General features: G+C 69.5%; 24 protein-coding genes and 1 tRNA gene. 15 read left to right on the forward strand and 10 right to left on the reverse strand.

All coding sequences use genetic code 11. The features are described 5' to 3' along the window. Positions 1-107: 107 nt before the first annotated feature. Both ACZ7CF_RS18200 and ACZ7CF_RS18205 read right to left on the reverse strand, forming a co-directional pair. A complete protein-coding gene (locus ACZ7CF_RS18200; protein WP_470370070.1) occupies positions 108-1,013 on the reverse strand; it encodes a hypothetical protein in 906 nt (301 codons plus the stop codon). 108 nt (positions 1,014-1,121) lie between these two features. Beyond that, a complete protein-coding gene (locus ACZ7CF_RS18205) occupies positions 1,122-1,691 on the reverse strand; it encodes an HhH-GPD-type base excision DNA repair protein (protein ID WP_470370071.1) in 570 nt (189 codons plus the stop codon). Positions 1,692-1,810: 119 nt separating this feature from the next. On the opposite strand from ACZ7CF_RS18205, the gene ACZ7CF_RS18210 reads away from it, so the two are divergent. From ACZ7CF_RS18210 to ACZ7CF_RS18220, 3 genes are all read left to right on the forward strand, one after another. Further along, a complete protein-coding gene (locus ACZ7CF_RS18210; RefSeq protein ID WP_470370072.1) occupies positions 1,811-2,074 on the forward strand; it encodes a hypothetical protein in 264 nt (87 codons plus the stop codon). After that, positions 2,074-2,829, forward strand: a complete 756-nt coding sequence (locus tag ACZ7CF_RS18215; RefSeq protein WP_470370073.1) for a hypothetical protein — start codon at positions 2,074-2,076, stop codon at positions 2,827-2,829. The genes ACZ7CF_RS18210 and ACZ7CF_RS18215 overlap by 1 nt, the downstream gene beginning before the upstream one ends. A 64-nt stretch (positions 2,830-2,893) precedes the next feature. Next, positions 2,894-3,052 (forward strand): hypothetical protein, encoded by a 159-nt coding sequence (locus ACZ7CF_RS18220; RefSeq protein ID WP_470370074.1) that lies wholly within the window; start codon positions 2,894-2,896, stop codon positions 3,050-3,052. 4 nt (positions 3,053-3,056) lie between these two features. Here the strand turns inward: ACZ7CF_RS18220 and ACZ7CF_RS18225 are convergent, their stop codons facing one another. Then, positions 3,057-4,172, reverse strand: a complete 1,116-nt coding sequence (locus ACZ7CF_RS18225; protein ID WP_470370075.1) for a J domain-containing protein — start codon at positions 4,170-4,172, stop codon at positions 3,057-3,059. Between the two features lie 105 nt (positions 4,173-4,277). Between ACZ7CF_RS18225 and ACZ7CF_RS18230 the strand changes: the two genes are divergently transcribed. Further along, positions 4,278-4,352 (forward strand) — tRNA-OTHER (locus ACZ7CF_RS18230). Between the two features lie 100 nt (positions 4,353-4,452). Further along, complete coding sequence (locus tag ACZ7CF_RS18235) at positions 4,453-4,713, forward strand: Prokaryotic metallothionein (RefSeq protein WP_065916091.1); 261 nt, start codon at positions 4,453-4,455, stop codon at positions 4,711-4,713. 134 nt (positions 4,714-4,847) lie between these two features. Here ACZ7CF_RS18235 and ACZ7CF_RS18240 read toward each other — a convergent pair whose 3' ends face one another. From ACZ7CF_RS18240 to ACZ7CF_RS18250, 3 genes are read right to left on the reverse strand one after another with little or no spacing between them, the layout of a single operon-like run. Next, on the reverse strand, positions 4,848-5,441 hold the full coding sequence (locus ACZ7CF_RS18240; protein ID WP_458430240.1) for an ABC transporter permease: 594 nt from the start codon (positions 5,439-5,441) through the stop codon (positions 4,848-4,850). 18 nt (positions 5,442-5,459) lie between these two features. Then, positions 5,460-5,936, reverse strand: a complete 477-nt coding sequence (locus ACZ7CF_RS18245) for a TetR/AcrR family transcriptional regulator (protein ID WP_458430241.1) — start codon at positions 5,934-5,936, stop codon at positions 5,460-5,462. Further along, positions 5,933-6,985, reverse strand: a complete 1,053-nt coding sequence (locus tag ACZ7CF_RS18250; RefSeq protein WP_470370076.1) for a medium chain dehydrogenase/reductase family protein — start codon at positions 6,983-6,985, stop codon at positions 5,933-5,935. Before ACZ7CF_RS18250 ends, ACZ7CF_RS18245 begins: the two co-directional genes overlap by 4 nt. Positions 6,986-7,091: 106 nt before the next feature. Between ACZ7CF_RS18250 and ACZ7CF_RS18255 the strand changes: the two genes are divergently transcribed. After that, entirely contained in the window at positions 7,092-7,730 is a 639-nt protein-coding gene (locus ACZ7CF_RS18255) for a TetR/AcrR family transcriptional regulator (protein WP_470370077.1), read from the forward strand. Between the two features lie 22 nt (positions 7,731-7,752). Here ACZ7CF_RS18255 and ACZ7CF_RS18260 read toward each other — a convergent pair whose 3' ends face one another. The 4 genes from ACZ7CF_RS18260 to ACZ7CF_RS18275 form a co-directional block, all read right to left on the reverse strand. Further along, complete coding sequence (locus ACZ7CF_RS18260; protein ID WP_470370078.1) at positions 7,753-8,697, reverse strand: ribose-phosphate diphosphokinase; 945 nt, start codon at positions 8,695-8,697, stop codon at positions 7,753-7,755. Positions 8,698-8,708: 11 nt separating this feature from the next. After that, on the reverse strand, positions 8,709-9,191 hold the full coding sequence (locus ACZ7CF_RS18265) for a hypothetical protein (protein ID WP_360395942.1): 483 nt from the start codon (positions 9,189-9,191) through the stop codon (positions 8,709-8,711). Further along, complete coding sequence (locus ACZ7CF_RS18270; RefSeq protein ID WP_360395943.1) at positions 9,188-9,514, reverse strand: hypothetical protein; 327 nt, start codon at positions 9,512-9,514, stop codon at positions 9,188-9,190. Before ACZ7CF_RS18270 ends, ACZ7CF_RS18265 begins: the two co-directional genes overlap by 4 nt. Positions 9,515-9,610: 96 nt before the next feature. Continuing rightward, positions 9,611-10,417 carry a metal-dependent hydrolase gene (locus ACZ7CF_RS18275; RefSeq protein ID WP_360395945.1) on the reverse strand — a complete coding sequence of 269 codons (807 nt, stop codon included), beginning with the start codon at positions 10,415-10,417 and terminating at the stop codon, positions 9,611-9,613. A 115-nt stretch (positions 10,418-10,532) separates the two neighbouring features. Here ACZ7CF_RS18275 and ACZ7CF_RS18280 point away from each other — a divergent pair, with 115 nt between their 5' ends. The 9 genes from ACZ7CF_RS18280 (at position 10,533) to ACZ7CF_RS18320 (ending at position 19,125) form a co-directional block, all read left to right on the forward strand. Further along, positions 10,533-11,375, forward strand: a complete 843-nt coding sequence (locus tag ACZ7CF_RS18280; RefSeq protein ID WP_360395946.1) for an SDR family NAD(P)-dependent oxidoreductase — start codon at positions 10,533-10,535, stop codon at positions 11,373-11,375. A gap of 79 nt (positions 11,376-11,454) precedes the next feature. Next, on the forward strand, positions 11,455-12,678 hold the full coding sequence (locus tag ACZ7CF_RS18285) for an NADP-dependent isocitrate dehydrogenase (RefSeq protein ID WP_470370079.1): 1,224 nt from the start codon (positions 11,455-11,457) through the stop codon (positions 12,676-12,678). 199 nt (positions 12,679-12,877) lie between these two features. Beyond that, on the forward strand, positions 12,878-13,165 hold the full coding sequence (locus ACZ7CF_RS18290; protein ID WP_360395950.1) for an SH3 domain-containing protein: 288 nt from the start codon (positions 12,878-12,880) through the stop codon (positions 13,163-13,165). Between the two features lie 22 nt (positions 13,166-13,187). Beyond that, a complete protein-coding gene (locus ACZ7CF_RS18295; protein WP_360395951.1) occupies positions 13,188-13,406 on the forward strand; it encodes a hypothetical protein in 219 nt (72 codons plus the stop codon). Between the two features lie 11 nt (positions 13,407-13,417). After that, positions 13,418-14,212: an exodeoxyribonuclease III gene (locus tag ACZ7CF_RS18300; protein WP_470370080.1), complete on the forward strand. Its 795-nt coding sequence runs from the start codon at positions 13,418-13,420 to the stop codon at positions 14,210-14,212. A 169-nt stretch (positions 14,213-14,381) separates the two neighbouring features. Continuing rightward, positions 14,382-14,567 carry a nucleotidyltransferase family protein gene (locus ACZ7CF_RS18305; protein ID WP_470370081.1) on the forward strand — a complete coding sequence of 62 codons (186 nt, stop codon included), beginning with the start codon at positions 14,382-14,384 and terminating at the stop codon, positions 14,565-14,567. Further along, complete coding sequence (locus ACZ7CF_RS18310) at positions 14,557-14,697, forward strand: hypothetical protein (RefSeq protein ID WP_470370082.1); 141 nt, start codon at positions 14,557-14,559, stop codon at positions 14,695-14,697. The genes ACZ7CF_RS18305 and ACZ7CF_RS18310 overlap by 11 nt, the downstream gene beginning before the upstream one ends. Before the next feature lie 176 nt (positions 14,698-14,873). Then, positions 14,874-16,538, forward strand: a complete 1,665-nt coding sequence (locus ACZ7CF_RS18315) for a TIGR03767 family metallophosphoesterase (RefSeq protein ID WP_470370083.1) — start codon at positions 14,874-14,876, stop codon at positions 16,536-16,538. Positions 16,539-16,602: 64 nt separating this feature from the next. After that, positions 16,603-19,125 (forward strand): bifunctional FO biosynthesis protein CofGH, encoded by a 2,523-nt coding sequence (locus ACZ7CF_RS18320; RefSeq protein ID WP_360395961.1) that lies wholly within the window; start codon positions 16,603-16,605, stop codon positions 19,123-19,125. Positions 19,126-19,203 lie beyond the last annotated feature (78 nt).

Below are 19,203 nucleotides of genomic sequence, written 5' to 3' on the forward strand. Positions count from 1 at the left end.
TACAAACCCGCCGATGCCCTCCCTTGCACCAGCGGATCTCAGCCTGGGATGCGGACGACCCCGAGACAATGTGACCTGGGACACATTGCCCCGGGGGCGCCGTGGCTTTACGCGCAGTTCAACGCGCCACTGCGAAGGGCGTGCCCACCCGTGTTGTCGTCATCGGCCCACAGCACGACCTTCTTGCCGTTCACGCAGGCAGGAGCGATGGCGAACCCTTCGAGGTTCACGTTGGGCAGCTTGGCCGGCCGGTCGTAGGTCGCCGTGACCTTGAACCGCCCATCGCGGATCGCGAGCGTCGTGGACCGCCCGTTGCAATGGTCGTCACACGCCGCCCACAGCCGGTTGCCCTCGAACTCGAGGTCCATCACCTGCGCCAGCCCGCTCGCGAACCCGGCCACGAGCCGCGCCCCACCGTCCTGCAACGCGTACAGGAAGACGCCGCCGGTCGCCTCCAGCCCCACCGCGAACAACCCGCTGCCGTGCCCGGGGTAGTCGGCCGGGTCGTACCGCTTCCCGGTGTCGTCCTTGAAGCCCTGCCCGGTCAGGAACGAGTCCGGCACCCACGCGATGCCCTCGGGCCCGTCGTTGGGATCCACCTCCGGCATCCCCGGCAGCTCCCACGCCTTGACAGCACTGCTCCCACTGCCGACCTTCAACACCGCCGGCGCACTCACATCGCCGTCGTCGTTGTCCCGCTCGACAACGACGAACAACCCGTCCGGCGTGCTCACGACCCCTTCGGCATCCGGATCACCCTGCCCGTCGGGGAACCGGAGCGACACCTTCCGGTCCACCTGCCACTTCCCACTCCCACCCGGCACGAGCCGGTAGAGCGTCGAGGGCCCGTTCTTCACGGCCCACACGACCCCCGCACTCTCGAACGACACCCCGCTGAGGTTCGTGCCGAACACGTTCGAACCGTCCGCGGTCCTGGTGGCCGAGTCCCCCGGCCACGTGGACGCCGCTGACGCGGGTGTGATCGCCAAGCTGAGCGCGAGAACCGCGAACACGCCAATGGCCTTGATGCGCAACGCAACGCCCCTTCTCCCACGAGGCGCGAACGCACCCCGTTCGGGCTGGCGGCGTGCCCCCAGTGGACCAGACGACCGCCTCTGGCGCTACTTCGCTTTCGCCTTCTCCTTCGCCGCCTTCTTGAAGGCGCGCACCTCCAGCAGCGACTTCCGGTCCGTCGCGTCCGCAACGCTGCGCCTGCTGCCCTCGTCGCCGTAGTGCCCGGCCGCCTTGCGCCACCCCTCCGGCGTCACCCCGGCCTGCTTGCCGAGCAACGCCAGGAAGATCTTCGCCTTCTGGTTCCCGAACCCCGGCAACGCCTTGAGCCGCTTGAACACCGCGCCCCCGTCCCCCTCAGCCCAGATCCGCGTCACGTCCCCGTCGTACTCCGCCACCACGAACCGCGCGAGCGCCTGCACCCGCGTGGCCATCGAGGCGGGGAAGCGGTGCACGGCCGGCGGCGTCGCCATGACGGCGGCGAACTCCTCGGGGTCGGCCTCGGCGATACGGTGCACGTCGAGACTGCCCATTCGGTCAGCGATGACCTTGGGGCCGGAGAACGCCTTCTCCATCGGGATTTGCTGGTCGAGGGTCATGCCGAGGAGGAGAGCGAACATGTCCGACGCGAGGAGTGCGTCCGCGTCGGGATTCTGCGCGAGGCACAGCGTGCGGCTCATGGCGAGAGCATCGCACGGTGGTATGAGAGGTGCTGGTCTGTGCAAGATCGATCTGCGACCGACGATGTCGGTTTGACTGCCGGTGGTACCCGAGTACCCTTGGGTACCGGAGGTGTGTGATGGCTGCTCAGTCCTCTCCTGTCAAAGTCGATCAAGAGACGCACGCTTTGATCGCGCACGGCGCGACCGCGCTGCACATGTCCCAGAAGGACCTGCTGGCTGCGGCTGTTCGTGAGTATCTGGGTGCGAGGCGGGAAGAGATCAACGCCGCGCTGCGCCGCACGATGGCGACGCTCGACGGCACTCGAAGCAGTCAGGTCACGGCTTTGACCGGCATGTCCAGGGAACGCCTCGATGAACTTGGTGGGGTCCGCGAGTCCTGATGACCGTTCGTCCCACCATTCGGTGTCTTCGTGAAGATCTGGGCTTGACCTTGCCGCTCATCGACGAGCCGCTCGATGAGATCGACCACCCGTTGATCAGGAAGGCCAACGAGCAGTTCGCTCAGCCGACGGGCCCGCGTGAGCGGACCCGCTTGATTGACGACGTGGTCGTGTTCAAGGCCAAAGTCCAGCGTTGGCGCGGAGCTGTCGTCGAGGCGGGGGAGCCCGGTTGGATGGTCGCGGCTGGAGTCCGGGAAGCCGGAAGTCGTGACGACTTCTACGAGGCACTCGCGACTGCGGCCGTCGCCGCGCGTTCCAGGTACAACGCCGAGCACAGCCCGCCTTTGAAGTCGTCGACGTTCTGTGGTCAGTGGCTCGCGAACGAAGACGACCACGATCGGTACCAAGCCGAAGCGGCCGTTCGAATGCTGCGAGCCATGGATGAAACGGTGCGGCGCCTGGTGTGCGCATCGTTGCTGGACGGGCGTGAGCACGTCGGTGAGGTCGCCGGCGCGGAGCTCGGCGTGCTCGTTCGAGGTGTGGAGGACAGGGGCACCTACGTGGCCGTGTGGATCACCGGTTCGGTGCCGGACAACTTCGTGGCCATCGCCCTGGACATGGTTCCCGGCTGCGACAGGGACGGCTGGTACCCGGAGTTCGCGATGCCGGATCGGTCACTGCGTCCTGGTGAGCAGATCTACTCGAACATGATGGATCCCCAAGCCGCCGCTCAGCTGCTCGAAGAGAGCAGCTAGCCGTAATGCCCTGAGGCATTGTCGACGCGGCTGATGGGTGGGTGTCCGCCGAGCGCGGTGTGGCTTGAGGCGCTGCACCGAGTACCGGCAGGCCGGTCTGCCGATGCGGGAGGTGTGGGCGCGGTCGTGCTGGAGCGCGGCTCTGGCGCTCTACCGGTCGCAGAACCGCGTCGCCGACGTGGAGAAGGCGTTGCGGGAGCTGGACCTGCTCGCCGACCGGTAGGCCGTCAGGCGCCGGCGACCCGGACCTCGGACACCACCTGGCGCACCAGCACGCGCAGCGCCTCGCGGTCGACCGTGGCCGGGTCGTCGGCCAGCCACTCGCCGATCTCGCGCACGAACTGCTCCGGCGTCATCGGCGGCACCTCGAAGTCGAGGTCGTCGTCGCAGGTGACCTCGCCCGCGCGGCTCGGGTAGATGATCAGCGCGCCGCGGACCTCCAGTGACGGCAACAGTTCCTGGAACCGCTCGACGCCTTCGAGCAGCTGGGTGCCACCGCCGCGGAACGGGTGGCCGTTGCGCCACAGCTCGCCGTCCTCGTCGCAGTAGTAGTGGCCGGGCAGCCACGACTTCGACTCGATCAGCACGAGCCGGCGCCCGCACAGCAGCGCGTGGTCGACGTCGGCGAACACCGAGCCGGGCCACGCGAGGCCGTGGAATACCCGCACCCCCGGCAGCTGGGTGAGGTACTCGGTCAGCAGTCCGGCCGTCAGCCGTTCGCGTCTGTTTTCACCCGGACGGCCGAAGATGGTGTTCCCGTCGTACTCCCCGGCGAACGCCCGTTCGGCCCGCGCGACCGCGACGTACCGGCGGATCAGCCGGAACGCCCCGTAACCGGCGGCGGCCACGAGGGGCAGCCAGACGGCCAGCAGCAGCGGCGACAACGGCAGCGCCAACGGGATGAGCAGGACGAACCACCCGCCGATCGCGGCCGCCGCGGGGGCGTGGCCGAGGCCGGTGGCGGGGACGTAGCGGACCCGTTGACCGAGGTCGATCCGGTTCCACCAGCCCATCGAACCGAGGTCGACGCGCGGCTTGGGCGCCAGGTAGCTCGGGTCGTCGCCGAAGTCGCGCAACCGCCCGGTCCGGCCCGTTCGCCGAGGTCGCGGGCGTGCGGGCGGGCGCACCACGGACGGTGTGGGCGCTGCAGGACGGTCGTAGTCCGCTCGGCGGACCGGGTCCTTCAGCGTCTCGTAGGCCTCCTGGAGCAGCCGGAAGCCGCCCGAGGTACCACCCGCGTCGGGGTGCATGACCTTGGCGAGCGACCGGTAGGCCGACTTGATCTCCGAGGCGCTGGCGCCCCGGCTGACACCGAGCAACTCGTAGTAGTCGATCCCTGGCACGACACCGTCCAGTCCGAGGTTGTTGCACGAACCTTATGGGTCCAACACTTTCGCAGGGCATACGGCCCGCTGTTCACGGACTAGTGTTGTCGTACGCGGTGCGAAGGGGCCTGTAGCGCAGTGGTCGACGCGCCCTCCCACAGGGGAGGGAGAACGCCGGTTCGAATCCGGCCGGTCCCGCTCAGCCGAGGCGTCGTGTCCTCTGTGGACCTCTCATCGACCGTGTGCGACCTGACGTTTCGAGTTGCCGACCCGGCCGACCTGTCGCAGTCTTCCGCGCATGGCGACCTGTGACGTCTGCGGCAACGAGTACTGGATGGCCTTCGAGGTCCGCACGGTGGGCGGTGGTGTGCACACGTTCGACAGCTTCGAGTGCGCGATCCAGCGCCTCGCCCCGCGCTGCGAGCACTGCGACTGCCGGGTGATCGGGCACGGCGTGGAGGTGGAGGGCCGGTTCTTCTGCTGCGCCCACTGCGCGCGGTCGGCGTCCTCCGACCTCGGGGCGCAGATCCGCGACACCGTCGGCGCGCACCCCGGTTAGGTCTCCGCTTGTCCGGCTGCGTTGGCGTGCATGAAGCTCAACGCCAGCTCGATGGCGGGCAACGGACCGGGCACGCGACATCGCACCGTGACGCCCAAGGCCGGGTCACGGTGCGAGTGCGGCTGTAGGAACCCTTACCAGGCAAGCGATGCCAGGCGGCGGGGCTCCAGGAACGCGGCCAGCAGGTACGCGGCACCACCGAGCACCGCCAGCACCCCGAAGAACCCGGCGCCGGGCACGAACAGCGCCGCCGCGGCGACCAGGGCGAGCCACGTCCCGAGGTTGTGGTGCAGGGCGTTGCCGCGGACGGCGCCCTCGGCGAGGTAGATCAGGCCGACCACGATGGTCGAGCCCGCAGGCCAGAGCACGGCTTGCAGTTCCGGGCGGTCGAACACGGTGGTCAGGCCGGTGATCGCGAGAGCGAGCGCGGTGAACCCGACGATCCAGGCCGCGCCGACGAGTTTCTCCGCTCGTCGCCGTGCGGGGGCGGCGGCACGCTGGGCCCGCAGCGCCGCGGTCGTGGCGAGCACCGTGGCGACGAGCATGCCGGCGGCGAGGAACGCGACCGGCAGCCACGACGGCAGCACCACGACCGGGTCGACGCCCCTGGACAGGGCCGCGCTGCCGTGGCCGAGGACGTAGGCGGTGGCGAAGCCCAGGTAGGCGGGGCGGTTGTCGATCTCGGTGGCGGGGACGACGGCGGTGGAGCGGATCGTGGTGGCGTTCACGGCAAGACCTCCTGGAAGTCAGATGAGCGAGGTGATGAGGCGTGGTGCGAGGACGGCGAACCGGGGTGAGCGCCGGGTCGTGGCGCGCTGGTCGGCGAGGCCGTGCAGCCCCAGCCACAGCACCAGGGCGTCGGCCGCGGGTTCGGTGCGGCGGGGGTCGGCGAGCACTCGGGTGAACAGGCGCAGCGCCGGTCCGGAGAGGTCCGCCGCACCGAACATCACGCGGTAGCGGTGCGGGTGCGCGACGGCGAAGTCGAGGTAGGCGAGGCCGGCCGAGCAGGCGTCGGCCGCGCCGAGCACCGCGGTTTCGAGCTCGCGGAACGACTCGTGGCACACGGCCAGCAGGATCGCCGGCGGATCGGGGAAGTGCGGGTAGATCGACGAGGTGGGCAGGCCCGCCTCGCGGGACACGGCGCGCAGCGTCACCGCGTGCCTCCGGTCGACCAGGGCGGTCGCCGCCGCCACGATGGTCTCGCGGCAGCCGGGCCTGGTCACGGCTGCGGGACGATGACGACCTTGCCGAGGACGGTGCGCGACTCGGCGAGCGCCAGCGCGGCGGCCGCGTCGGTCAACGGGACGCGCGCGGCGATCTGCGGCGTGAGCGCACCGCTGCCGACCAGGCGCAGCACCTGCGTGAGGTCCTCGCTCAAGCGGGCGCGGAACGCCGCGGTGCGGAACCGCTTGCCCGCCCAGAAGTTGTAGAAGCCCGCGCGCTTGCCGTTGGGCAGCGCGTTCCACACCAGCAGCCGCGCGAACAGCTTGAGCACCGGCACCATGCCGCTGCCCGGCTCGTCCTTCGTCGCCGCAGAACCGTAGTTGACCAGCGCGCCACCGCGGCGCAGCAGCTTCCAGGACTCCGCCAGGCCCGCGCCGCCGACGTGGTCGAACACCGCGTCGACACCGCCGGGGGCGAGCGCGCGGATGCGGTCGTACACCTCCGGGTCGCGGTAGTCGACCACCTCGGCGGCACCGAGCTCGCGCACCGCGTCGTGGTGACGGGCGGAGGCCGTGCCGATCACCCTGATGCCGGCGTGCTTCGCCAGCTGCACCAGCGTCGAGCCGACGCCGCCGTTCGCGCCGAGCACGACGATCGTGCCGCCGCGCTCCACCTTGGCGGTGCGGTACAGCATCTGCCACGCCGTGACGCCGTTGACCAGCACGGTCTCGGCGGCGGCGGAGTCGATGCCGTCCGGCACCGGCACGAGGTCGGCCGCGGCCACGGTCAGGTGGCTGGCCCAGCCGCCGACCTTGGTGACGGCGGCGTACCGGCGGCCCTTCATCAGCGGGTCCACACCGGGCCCGGTCGCGACCACCGTGCCGACGACGTCGTAGCCGGGCACGAACGGGAACGCGGGCTGGTCGTAGTACTTGCCCAGGCGCATCTGCTGCTCGGCGAACGAGACGCCGGTCGCCTCCATGCGCACGACCGCCTGGCCCGCACCCGGTGCCGGCAGTTCGCGGACCCGCACGTGCAGGCCGTCGGGCTCGACCACGCCGGGCAGGACGACCTCGGTGGCGCGGGTGGTGGCGGTGGTGGCGTTCATGTCGGTATCTCCTCGGGTCGTTGTGCTTACGGTCATAAGCTAACGACCGTAAGTAAACGAGCGCAAGGCCTAACAGTCATAAACTTTCACGTGTATGGTTACGATCGTGACGAACACCGGGTCGGCAACCCCCGCACGCAGGCGAAACCGTCGTGGCGAAGGGGGGAAGCTGCGCGAGGAGATCATCGCGGCGGCCGTCGAGATCCTCGACGAGGGCGGCGACGAACACGCGGTCACGCTGCGGTCGGTCGCGCGCAAGGCGGGGATCGCGGCACCGTCGATCTACCCGCACTTCGCCGACCAGCCGTCGATCATGCTGGCCGTGGTCAGGCAGGAGATGGACCGGCTCGCCGTCGCCCTGCGCGAGGCGGACGAGCAGGCGGGCCCGGACCCGCGCGCGCGGCTGTTCGCCGTCTGCAACGCCTACCTGGACCTGTCCCGGGAGCACCCGCAGCGCTACCGGATCATGTTCGGCGGCCTGTGGACGCCGTCGGTCGACGACGCGTCGATCACCGACGACGACCTGGAGTCACTGGGCGCGGAGGCGCTCGCGGTGCTCGCCGACGTGCTCGGCGCGTGCGTGGAGGCCGGGATCGCGCACGGCAGCGACGACCTCTACGGCGACGCGGTGGCGTTGTGGCTCGGGCTCCACGGCCTTGCGCACCAACGTGCCGTGGTGCGCAAGATGCCGGGACCGGAGGACGTGGCGGAGCGCCTGATCACGGCGCTCGCGCATCTCAGGTAGACACGTCTCAGGTAGACACGTCTCAGGGAGCTTCGAAGAGCGTCGACACCGACTCGCCGACGTTGATCCGGCGCATGGCCTCCGCCAGCGCCGGAGCGATCGACAGCACCTGCAGCTTCGGCACCTTCTTGTCCTCGGGGATCGGCACCGTGTTGGTGGCGACGATCTCCAGCACGTCGTCGAAGGCTTGGAGCCGTTCCAACGCGCCTGACGAGAACAGGCCGTGCGTGCAGGCGACCCTGATCGTCCCGACGCCGCGCTCGCGCAGCTTGTCCAGCAGCTCGATCACGGTGGAGCCCTTGGCGATCTCGTCGTCCAGCACGATCACGTCGCGGCCGGCCACGTCGCCGATGACCGTGGAGATCTGCACCTCGTCGTCGGCGAAGCGCTGCTTGGCACCGGCGGCCACGGGCACGCCGAGGATGCGGGCGAAGTGCGCCGCCTCCTTGGCGTTGCCCAGGTCCGGCGAGACGACGACGGTGTTGGACAGGTCGTTGCGGGTGAAGTGCGCCGCCAGCTCCCGCAACGCGTGCAGGTGGTCGACGGGCACCGAGAAGAAGCCGTGCACCTGCGGCGAGTGCAACGTCATCGCGAGCACCCGCGAGGCACCGGCGGCGACCATCAGGTCGGCGACCAGGCGACCGCCGATCGAGATCCGCGGCGCGTCCTTCTTGTCCGACCGCGCATACGCGTAGTGCGGCAGCACCACGGTCGTGCGCGCGGCGGAGGCACCGCGGGCGGCGTCCAGCATCAGCAGCAGCTCCACCAGGTGTTCCTGCACCGGCGGCACGAGCGGCTGGATCAGGAACACGTCCCGTTCCCGGCAGTTCGCCTGCAGTTGCACCTCCAGGCAGTCGTTGGCGAAGCGGGTGACGCGGCTGGGGGAGAGGTCGACGCCGAGGTGACGGCAGATCTCGGCGGCGAGTTCGGGATGAGCGGTACCGGTGAAGACAGCGATGTCGCGCACGTGCGCAAACCCTAGTCGACCACCAGCACCAGCTTGCCGTTCTGGAAGAACGGCGTGAGGTTGCCCCGTGTGTCGACCGTGTGGGTTCCGCGCGGCAGCACGGCTTCTATGGCCGTGAACGCGAGGATGTCCGACACGCCGTGACGGCCGCGCAGCGAGCGCTGGCCCTGAAAACGCAGAGCGCGCCCCTCACGCCGGTATTGGTGCGCCTCGGCGGCAGCCGACGCGCCCGCGCGTAATGCCTCCGGGCCCACCAGCCGTCCGGACGACGCACTGCGCACGGCAACGCCGAAGCCCTGCTGGACCAGCGTGTCCACCTCGATGTCGGATGGGGGCTGCGGTACGAGGAAGGACATCGCGTGGTGGCCCTCGACCTCGTGGACGACGACCGTGCGCGCGGTCGTCAGCAACGTGTCGTGCAGCTCCAGCGCGATCTTCTCTGCTTCCCAGCGGTTTTCGTAACCGGCGTCGATGCCGACGAAGGTGCTGGTCACCTGACCTCCACGAAGATCGGGTTGGTGTGGCACCACAGGTCCTCCCACGGGTTCGCGGCTCCCGGAGTGTCCGCCTGCGGTTCGAACGCGCCGCGGTTGCCGTCGGTTCCGCGCAGTCTGAGGTGGAAAGGCTTCCGGACGTTGCGGAACGTGTGCGTGAAGACCGCATGGTGCCAGCGCGGCTCGAAGGATCGCTCGACGTTCACATGTGGCGTGGACAACGTTTCAGAAGTCGTTCGGCCGGTAACCGCGCCCTGGACGAGGTCAAGCCTACGCATCCCGGCCACGCGGCCGGCACTGTTCGGCGAGGTTGCCAGACGCACCGTGACCAACACCCTCCACGCGACCGGCCGGGGTCCGTGGAGGCTAGACCGTTCGGATGAGGCGGAGGTGGCCGCCGGGTGGACCGCCGGCGAACGTCAGATCGGCAGCAGGTCGATCCAGTCCAGGAACGGCAACGCGCCCGTGGCCTGCAACGCGGCCAGTCCCAGCCACAGCGACAGGCCTGTCACGATCGGCCCGACGACCGCCATCTCGACCACGCCGCCGGTCTTCATCCGCATGATCTTCGGCGGCGCCACCGGGTACCAGGTCTTGCCCATGATCGGCACCGGCCACAGGATCGGGCAGCCCTGCTCGGTGATCGCGTCCCCGACGTAGTGCGCGAAGCACCCGACGCCGACCGCGATGCCGGCCGCCGCCGCGGACGCGTTCGTCTGCGCCGTCCACGCGATCATCGCCCACGTGATCCCCGCGGACACCGCCGTGATCAGCAACGCGTCCTGCTTGGGGCACCAGTCGTTCATGATGCCGCGCACCGCGAGACCGGCGAACACGAACATGAGCACCGGCAGCGCCCACTTCTGGCTGTTCTGCACGACAGCGGTGGTGAACACGGCCGCGAACAACGCGAAGACGAGCGTGTGGGTCAGGCCGCGGTGGCCGCCGTCGCGCTTGGAGTCCTTCTTCGTCCTCGTGGTCCGGTAGACGAAGCCGCTCAGCATGTTGATGCCGGCGGACAGGCCGCCGCTCAGCGCGCCGAACGTGCGCGAGATGGTCGAGCCGGGGTGGTCGAGGTCGGGCAGCAACGCCGCACCGGTCGCCAGCACGGCCCCCACCGCCCAGCTCTGCGGGGACAGCTGGCCGATCGGGTGAGCGGAAGCGAACGCGGTGACGGCGGACCAGGCAAGCAGGCCGCTCATCGCGTGTGTTGGCCCAGTGGACACCGACGCCCCTCCTGAAGATCACCCGACAGTGTGAACAGTAGTCGCAGGTATCACGCGGTCGGTCGTGAACTCCATATCTGCGGACAACTGATCACTCGATGAAGGACGTGTGGACATGACGCAGGTTTGGCTCATCACCGGCAGCTCCCGCGGTCTCGGCCGCAAGACCGCGGAGGCCGTGCTCGCCGCCGGGCACCGGCTCGTCGCCACCGCGCGCAACCCCCGCGATCTCGACGACCTCGTCTCCCGGCACGGTGACCGGGTCCGGGCTGTCGCGCTCGACGTGCGCGACGCCGATCAGGCCAGACGGGCGGTGGAGACCGCGGTGGCGGAGTTCGGCCGGCTCGACGTGGTGCTGAACAACGCCGGCTCCGGGCACGTGACCTCGATCGAGCAGTGCTCGGACGCCGACTTCCGCGAACAGCTGGAGGTCAACCTCTTCGGCGTCGTCAACGTCACCCGCGCCGCACTGCCGGTGCTGCGGCGGCAGCGGTCCGGCCACTTCCTGATGACCGGCTCGACGGCGGGGCACGTGGCGTTCGGCGGCGGGCTCGGCCCGTACGTGACGGCCAAGTTCGCGCTGCGCGGCTTCTCCGAGTCGCTGGCGGCGGAGACCGCGCCGTTCGGCGTGAAGGTCACCCTGCTGGAGCTCGGCGGCTTCCAGACCGACTGGACGGGTCCGTCCCTGGTGGTGACCGAGCCGTCGGAGGACTACGTTCCGTCTGTCGGGGTACTGCTGGGCATGGTTCGCGGCGCGGACGGCAACATGCCGGGTGACCCGGCCGAGGCGGCGAGGGTCATGCTCGACGTGGTGGCCATGGACGAGCCGCCGCTGCGTCTGCTGCTGGGCAGTGACGCGGTGGAACTGGTCCGCCTGGCGGACCAGGCACGAACTGCGGAAATCGACAAGTGGGAGCACGTGAGCCGCTCGACCGACCGCAACCCCGAACCGGTGTAACCAGGGTCGCAGGCGCGTCGGAGCGGTTTACCAGTACGCTTGTCTTGCTTGCATCGTCGCGAGAGGAGCGCCCGGAGTTATGGGCAAGATCAAGGTTCAGGGCACCGTCGTCGAGCTCGACGGCGACGAGATGACCCGGATCATCTGGCAGTTCATCAAGGACAAGCTGATCCACCCGTACCTGGACGTCACCCTGGAGTACTACGACCTGGGCATCGAGCACCGGGACGCCACCGACGACCAGGTCACGATCGACGCCGCGAACGCCATCAAGAAGCACGGCGTCGGCGTCAAGTGCGCCACGATCACGCCGGACGAGGCGCGGGTCGAGGAGTTCGGCCTGAAGAAGATGTGGGTCTCGCCGAACGGCACGATCCGCAACATCCTCGGCGGTGTCGTCTTCCGCGAGCCGATCATCATCTCGAACGTGCCGCGCCTGGTCCCCGGCTGGACGAAGCCGATCATCATCGGCCGTCACGCCCACGGCGACCAGTACAAGGCCACCAACTTCAAGGTGCCCGGCGCCGGCAAGCTCACGATCACGTTCCAGCCGGAGGACGGCTCGGACCCGATCGAGCACGTCGTCACCGAGTTCCCGGCGGAGGGCGGTGTGGCGATGGGCATGTACAACTACAACAAGTCCATCGAGGACTTCGCCCGCGCCTCGTTCTCCTACGGCCTGCAGCGGGGCTACCCCGTCTACATGTCCACGAAGAACACGATCCTGAAGGCCTACGACGGCCAGTTCAAGGACATCTTCCAGCGCGTGTTCGACGAGGAGTTCAAGGCGGAGTTCGACGCCAAGGGCCTCACCTACGAGCACCGCCTCATCGACGACATGGTCGCCGCGGCCATGAAGTGGGAGGGCGGCTACGTCTGGGCGTGCAAGAACTACGACGGTGACGTCCAGTCCGACACGGTCGCGCAGGGCTTCGGCTCGCTCGGCCTGATGACGTCGGTCCTGATGACGCCGGACGGCAAGACCGTCGAGGCCGAGGCCGCCCACGGCACGGTCACCCGCCACTTCCGCCAGCACCAGGCCGGCAAGCCCACCTCCACGAACCCGATCGCCTCGATCTTCGCGTGGACCCGTGGCCTGATGCACCGCGGCAAGCTGGACGATACCCCCGAGGTCATCCGCTTCGCCGAGGCGCTCGAGTCGGTCGTCATCGAGACCGTCGAGTCCGGTCAGATGACCAAGGACCTGGCCCTGCTGATCAGCAAGGACCAGGAGTGGCTGACCACCGAGGACTTCCTCGCCGCCCTGGACGAGAACCTCAAGAAGAAGATGGCGTCGTTCTGACGTTCGCCTGAACGGTTCGTCGAAGGCCACCCCGGTCACGCCGGGGTGACCTTCTTCGTTCCCGCGTCACCCGGTCGGTTCCTCTTGCGGGTGGTTGCCGCGCCGGGCCGTCCGGCGCATCCTCCCAGCCGCTATATCTGCTGATCGAAGGCAGTGCGGTGCGCGGGAGGCGACGATGCTGGGTGTTCCGGTCCGGGGCATGATCGTGATTGGCGTGCTCGGCGTCGCCGGGGTGATGTACGTCGCGAACGGCGGCAAGCCGATGGGCACCGACAAGGCCGACCAGGTCTGCAAGATCACGGTGACCGCGGACATCCTCAACGTCCGCTCCGGTCCCGGCGACATGCAGCCGATCGTCTCCACGATGCCCCGCGACGCCGTGACCGACGCCTCCGACCGCGTCGAGAACGGTTACCGCATGCTGAGCGACCGCCGCTGGGTCAACGGACAGTTCGTGGCGCTGACGAGCGACTCCACCTGCAGGTAGGCCCGGCTGGCACACTGGTGCCATGCTGCGCAACATGTTCCGGTGGGGCCGGGCGAAGTCCACGACCCGGTGCACCTGCACGCCGGAGTGGCAGGGCCTCTACACCGAGCTGGACGGCCAGCGCCAACTCGCGCTGCCCCGTGACGAGATGGCCACCTTGGTCGGCTACCTCGACCTGCGCGCCCACTGCGCCGGCTGCGGCGCCGAGTACCCGCACGCCTGGGGCCTGGCCTCCCAGTAGGCTCCCCGGTCGTGCTCACGGTCTCCACGGTCAACGTCAACGGTCTGCGCGCCGCCGCCAAGAAGGGCTACCTGGAGTGGCTCGCGTCCTCCTCGGCGGACGTGGTGTGCCTGCAGGAGGTCCGCGCGGAACCGGGTGACCTCGCAGCCGAGCTGCACACCCCTCCCGGTTGGCACGCCGTGTACGCCCCGTCGTCCCTGAAGGGCCGCGCTGGCGTGGGCGTGCTCTCGCGCGTTGAACCGTCATCGGTCCGCGTGGGCTTCGGCGAAGCGGAGTTCGAGTCGAGCGGCCGCTACGTGGAGGTCGAGCTGCCCGGCGTCGTCGTCGCGTCCCTGTACCTGCCCTCCGGTGACGTCGCCACGGAGCGCCAGGAGGAGAAGGACCGCTTCATGGCGTCCTTCCTGCCGTACCTGGTGTCGCTGCGGGAGAAGGCCGCCGTGTCGGGCCGTGAGGTGCTCGTGTGCGGGGACTGGAACATCGCGCACCAGCAGGCCGACCTGAAGAACTGGCGGACCAACCAGAAGGAGTCCGGGTTCCTGCCGTACGAGCGGGAGTGGATGTCCTCGGTGTTCGCCTCCGGGTACAACGACGTGGTGCGCGCGCTGCACCCCGATGTCGTCGGGCCGTACTCGTGGTGGTCGTATCGCGGGAAGGCGTTCGACAACGACTCCGGCTGGCGCATCGACTACCAGGTGGCGACGGACGGGCTGGCTGGGCGGGCGGTGTCCGCGGTGGTGGAGCGGGCGGCCACCTATGAGGAGCGGTGGTCGGACCACGCTCCGGTGACCGTCGTGTACTCGGGCTGATCGCAGGCTGCGGATCAGGCACAATCGTGCCCAGGAGGTGACGAGGGTGCACGAGGTCGTGGCCGCCAAGCTGACCGAGATCGAGGATCTGTGCCGGACGCTGGGCGTCCGCCGGCTCGACGTGTTCGGGTCGGCGGTCGGGTAGTCGTTCGACGTGGAGACGAGTGACGTGGACATCCTCGTGGAGTTCGACGTCACCGACGGGTTCGACCACTTCGGCAGCTACTTCGCGCTGAAGGAGGGGTTGGAGCGGATCCTCGACCGGCCCGTCGACCTGGTGGTCGGCGCCGGCATCCGCAACCCGTACTTCCACCAGCAGGTGATGGACACCAAGGAAACCCTGTGTGCGGCGTGATCCTCGCGCGTACCTGTGGGACGCGTTGCGCGCCACTGAGCTGCTGGCCGAGTTCAGCGACGGCAAGTCGTTCGCGGACTACGTCTCCTTGGAAGAGCACCTGCGCCAGTTGTCGGCTGGCTTGAGCTGACCGGCGTCACCCGGTTCACGTCCCAGCACCGCACCGCCGCACGGCCGGTCACCCGTTCCGCCGTCCGACCCAGCCCACCCGGTCTTTATCGCTCCCGTCACCCGACCGCCCGCTCGATTCAGCCCGCCCGTTCCCCGAACATGAGCACGATTCACCATCGATGAATCGGGGTGGGCATGACGGGTTTCAACCGGCGCAACTTCCTGCTGGCCATGGGCGTGGGCGCCGCGGGCGTGCCACTGCTCGACCTGGACGCGCAAGCGATTGCGAGCACCGCGGGCACCACGCTCGACACCACCGCCGCACCCATCGGCACCAGCGGCTACCGCAGGCTCCAGGCGGGACCGGGCTGGCCGGTGGTCGTCCGCGGCGACCTGGTCGCGGCCAAGCCCGGCCGGGAGGCGCGGCGCCAGGCGCTCGCCAGCTTCGTGCAGTTCAGCGACATGCACATCTGCGACGCGCAGAGCCCGCTGCGGTTCGAGTACCTGCACCCGGTCATGGGGTCCAGCGCGCACCGGCCGCAGGAGACGCTCACCGCGCAGGGCTCGACGGCACTCGTCAAGCGCGTCAACGCGGTCCAGCGAGGTCCCGTCACCGGGCGGAAGTTCGACTTCCTCATGACCACCGGCGACAACACCGACAACCACGAGCACGTCGAGCTCGACTGGTTCCTCACGGTCCTCAACGGTGGCCGGATCACGCCCAACACCGGCGACAGCAGGTACGAGGGCGTGCAGAACGCGGCGATCAGCACGTTCTGGCAGCCGGACCTGTCCGGCACCGACGACTACAAGGCCAAGGGCTTCCCGCAGCTCCCGGGACTGCTCGACGCGGCCACCAGGACGTTCACCAGCCCCGGCCTCGACATCCCCTGGTACGCCACGATCGGCAACCACGACGACAGCGTGGTCGGGGCGTTGCCGGACGGGCTGCTCGACGGCTGGTACACCGGGCGCAAGAAGATCGTCGGGTTCGGCGACCCCGTGCAGAACGCGAAGGTCGCGCAGGCGTTCCACGACCCCGCCGCCGTCCCCGAGGCGATGGCCATCCTCGCGAGTGGTGGGGTCGTCAGGACCGTGACGCCCGATGACCGGCGCAGGCTGTTCACCACCGGCGAGTACGTGCGCAAGCATCTGCCGACGGGCGGACACGGTTACACGGACGCCAACGCGGACGGGGTGGACGTCTTCTACACGTTCCGGATGGCGCCGGGGGTGACCGGCATCAGCATGGACACCACGAACCTCGCCGGGTTCTCCACCGGCTCGATCGGGCTGCACCAGCTCAACTGGATCGAGCGGACCCTCCGGCGCAACAGCTCGCTCTACTACGACTGGCTCGGGCTGCCGCAGCGGCAGAACGTCACCGACGAGCTGTTCGTGCTGTTCAGCCACCACACCAGCCAGACGATGGGCAACGTCCTGCCCGACCGCAGGCGGCCGCTCGACCCGCGGATGAACGGTGACGCGCTCGTGAACCTGCTGCACCGGTTCCCGAACGTGCTGGCGTGGGTCAACGGGCACACGCACCGCAACGTGATCACGCCGCACCGGCACGACACCCCGGGCAGGGGCTTCTGGGAGATCAACACCGCGGCGCACGTCGACTACCCGCAGCACGCCCGCGTCATCGAGGTGGCCGACAACGGTGACGGCACGTTGTCGCTGTTCACGACGTTGCTCGAAGCCGATGCGCCCTATCAGGTCGACTACGACGACCGCAGCGACGAAGCCCTCGCCAGCCTGTGCCGCGAGCTCACCTACAACGACCTCCACTCGCGGACGGACCCGCTGGGCACGCCGCTGGACCGGAACACCGAACTGCTCGTCTCGGTGCGCTGACGAGTGGGATGTCCCACAGCCCGTCACAACTGATCAGGAATTTCGGCGGCCTAAGGTCGTTGACGTGGCAGTGGACATCTCTCTGAACCCACCGCAGCCCCGTCCGAGCGCTGCGGCCCTGCGGCGTGCGCTGCGCCGGGCCGCCGACGGTGCCGTGCTGGACGCGACCGAGGCCGCGGTGCTGTTGCACGCGCGCGGGGAGGACCTGGACGCGCTGCTGGCCGCGGCCGGGCGGGTGCGGGACGCGCACCTGCTCGCCGAGGGGCGGCCGGGGGTCGTCACGTACAGCCGGTCGGTGTTCATCCCGCTGACCAGGTTGTGCCGGGACCGGTGCCACTACTGCACGTTCGCCACCGTGCCGCACAAGCTGCCCGCCGCGTTCCTGGAGCGCGACGAGGTGCTGGCGATCGCGCGCGCGGGAGCCGAGCAGGGCTGCAAGGAAGCGCTCTTCACGCTCGGCGACCGGCCGGAGGACCGGTGGCCGGCCGCGAAGGAGTGGCTGGAGGCGCGCGGCTACGAGTCCACTTTGGACTACGTGCGGGCCAGCGCCATCGCGGTGCTGGAGGAGACGGGGCTGCTGCCGCACCTCAACCCCGGCGTGCTGAGCTGGGAGGAGCTGCAGCGGCTGCGTCCCGTGGCCTCCAGCATGGGGATGATGCTGGAGACCACCGCGGAACGGCTGTGGAGCGAGAAGGGCGGCCCGCACCACGGCAGCCCGGACAAGGACCCCGCGGTCCGGCTGCGCGTGCTCACCGACGCGGGCCGGGTGAACGTGCCGTTCACGACCGGCATCCTGATCGGCATCGGCGAGAACCTGACCGAGCGCGCGGAGTCGTTGCTCGCCATGCGGCAGATCGCCAAGCAGTACGGGCACATCCAGGAAGTCATCATCCAGAACTTCCGCGCCAAGCCGGACACGGCGATGCGCGGCATGCCCGACGCCGACCTCACCGAGCTCGCCGCGACGATCGCCGTCGCGCGCCTGGTGATGCCGTCGACCGTGAGCGTGCAGGCACCGCCGAACCTGGTCGGCGGGGAGTTCGGCCTCATGCTGCGCGCGGGCGTCGACGACTGGGGCGGCGTCTCGCCGGTCACGCCCGACCACGTCAACCCGGAGAAGCCGTGGCCGCAGGTCGACGAGCTCGCCGGCATCACGCGTGCCGCCGGTTTCTCCTTGCGGGAACGGCTGAACGTCTACCCGCGCTACGTCCGCGCGACCGCCGGGCAGTGGATCGACACCCGGCTCACCGCCCACGTCTCCGCGCTGGCGCTGGAGAACGGGCTCGCGAACCCGGACGCCGAGGTCGCCGGCCGCGAGTGGCAGGAACCGGACGGCGGTCTCGACACCTACGGCCGCGCCGACCTCAACACCGCGATCGACACCGAGGGCCGCACCGGCGACCGGCGCGGCGACTTCGACGAGGTCTACGGCGACTGGGACGAGCTCAAGGTTCCCGTTGCCCCGCAACGACTTCCCGAAGACGTCCAACGTGGACTGAAGATCGCGGCGGACGACCCGGCCGCGCTGCTCGGCGACACCGACGCCGCCATGGCGCTGCTGACCGCCGACGGCGACGCGCTGGAGCACCTCGTCCGGCTCGCCGACGAGCTGCGCCGCGAGGTGGTCGGCGACGACGTCACCTACGTGGTCAACCGCAACATCAACTTCTCGAACGTCTGCTACGTCGGCTGCCGCTTCTGCGCCTTCGCGCAACGCGAGCGCGACGCCGACGCGTTCCGGCTCTCGGCGGAGGAGGTGGCCGACCGCGCGCAGGAGGCGTGGGACGCGGGCGCCACCGAGGTCTGCATGCAGGGCGGCATCGACCCCAAGCTGCCGGTCACCTACTACGCCGACGTCGTCCGCGCGATCAAGAAGCGGCTGCCGGACATGCACGTGCACGCGTTCAGCCCGATGGAGATCGTCTCCGCCGCGGCCAAGGCGGGCGTGAGCGTGCGCGAGTGGCTGACCGAGCTCAAGCAGGCCGGGCTCGACACCATCCCCGGCACGGCGGCCGAGATCCTCGACGACGACGTGCGCTGGGTGCTGACCAAGGGCAAGCTGCCGACCGCGACCTGGCTCGACGTCGTCGGCACCGCCCACGAGCTGGGCATCCGCTCGTCGAGCACGATGATGTACGGCCACGTCGACCACCCCGGCCACTGGCTCAGCCACTTCCGGGTGCTGGCGCAGCTGCAGGACCGCACCGGCGGGCTCACCGAGTTCGTCGCGCTGCCGTTCGTGCACCGCAACGCCCCCATCTACCTGGCGGGGGTCGCCCGGCCCGGCCCCACCCGCCGCGACAACCGGGCCGTGCACGCCTTCGCCCGGCTGGCACTGCACGGCCGCGTCGACAACATCCAGTGCTCCTGGGTCAAGCTCGGCGACGAGGGCACCGCGGAGATCCTCAACGGCGGCGCCAACGACCTCGGCGGCACGTTGATGGAGGAGACGATCAGCCGCATGGCCGGGTCCGAACACGGGTCGGCGCGCACTGTGCGTGAGCTCAACACCATGGCTTCACTAGCAGGGCGTAACGCCCGTCAGCGAACTACGACATATGGGCGAGTGCGATCCGATCACCGGTGACCGATAGTCTGACTTGGCGCATGGACGCTACCGGTCCTCGGTAGCTTGGCGGCCAATCAGTCAGCAAGGTTCACCCGT

It is taken from the genome of Lentzea sp. NPDC036955, from assembly GCF_055608005.1.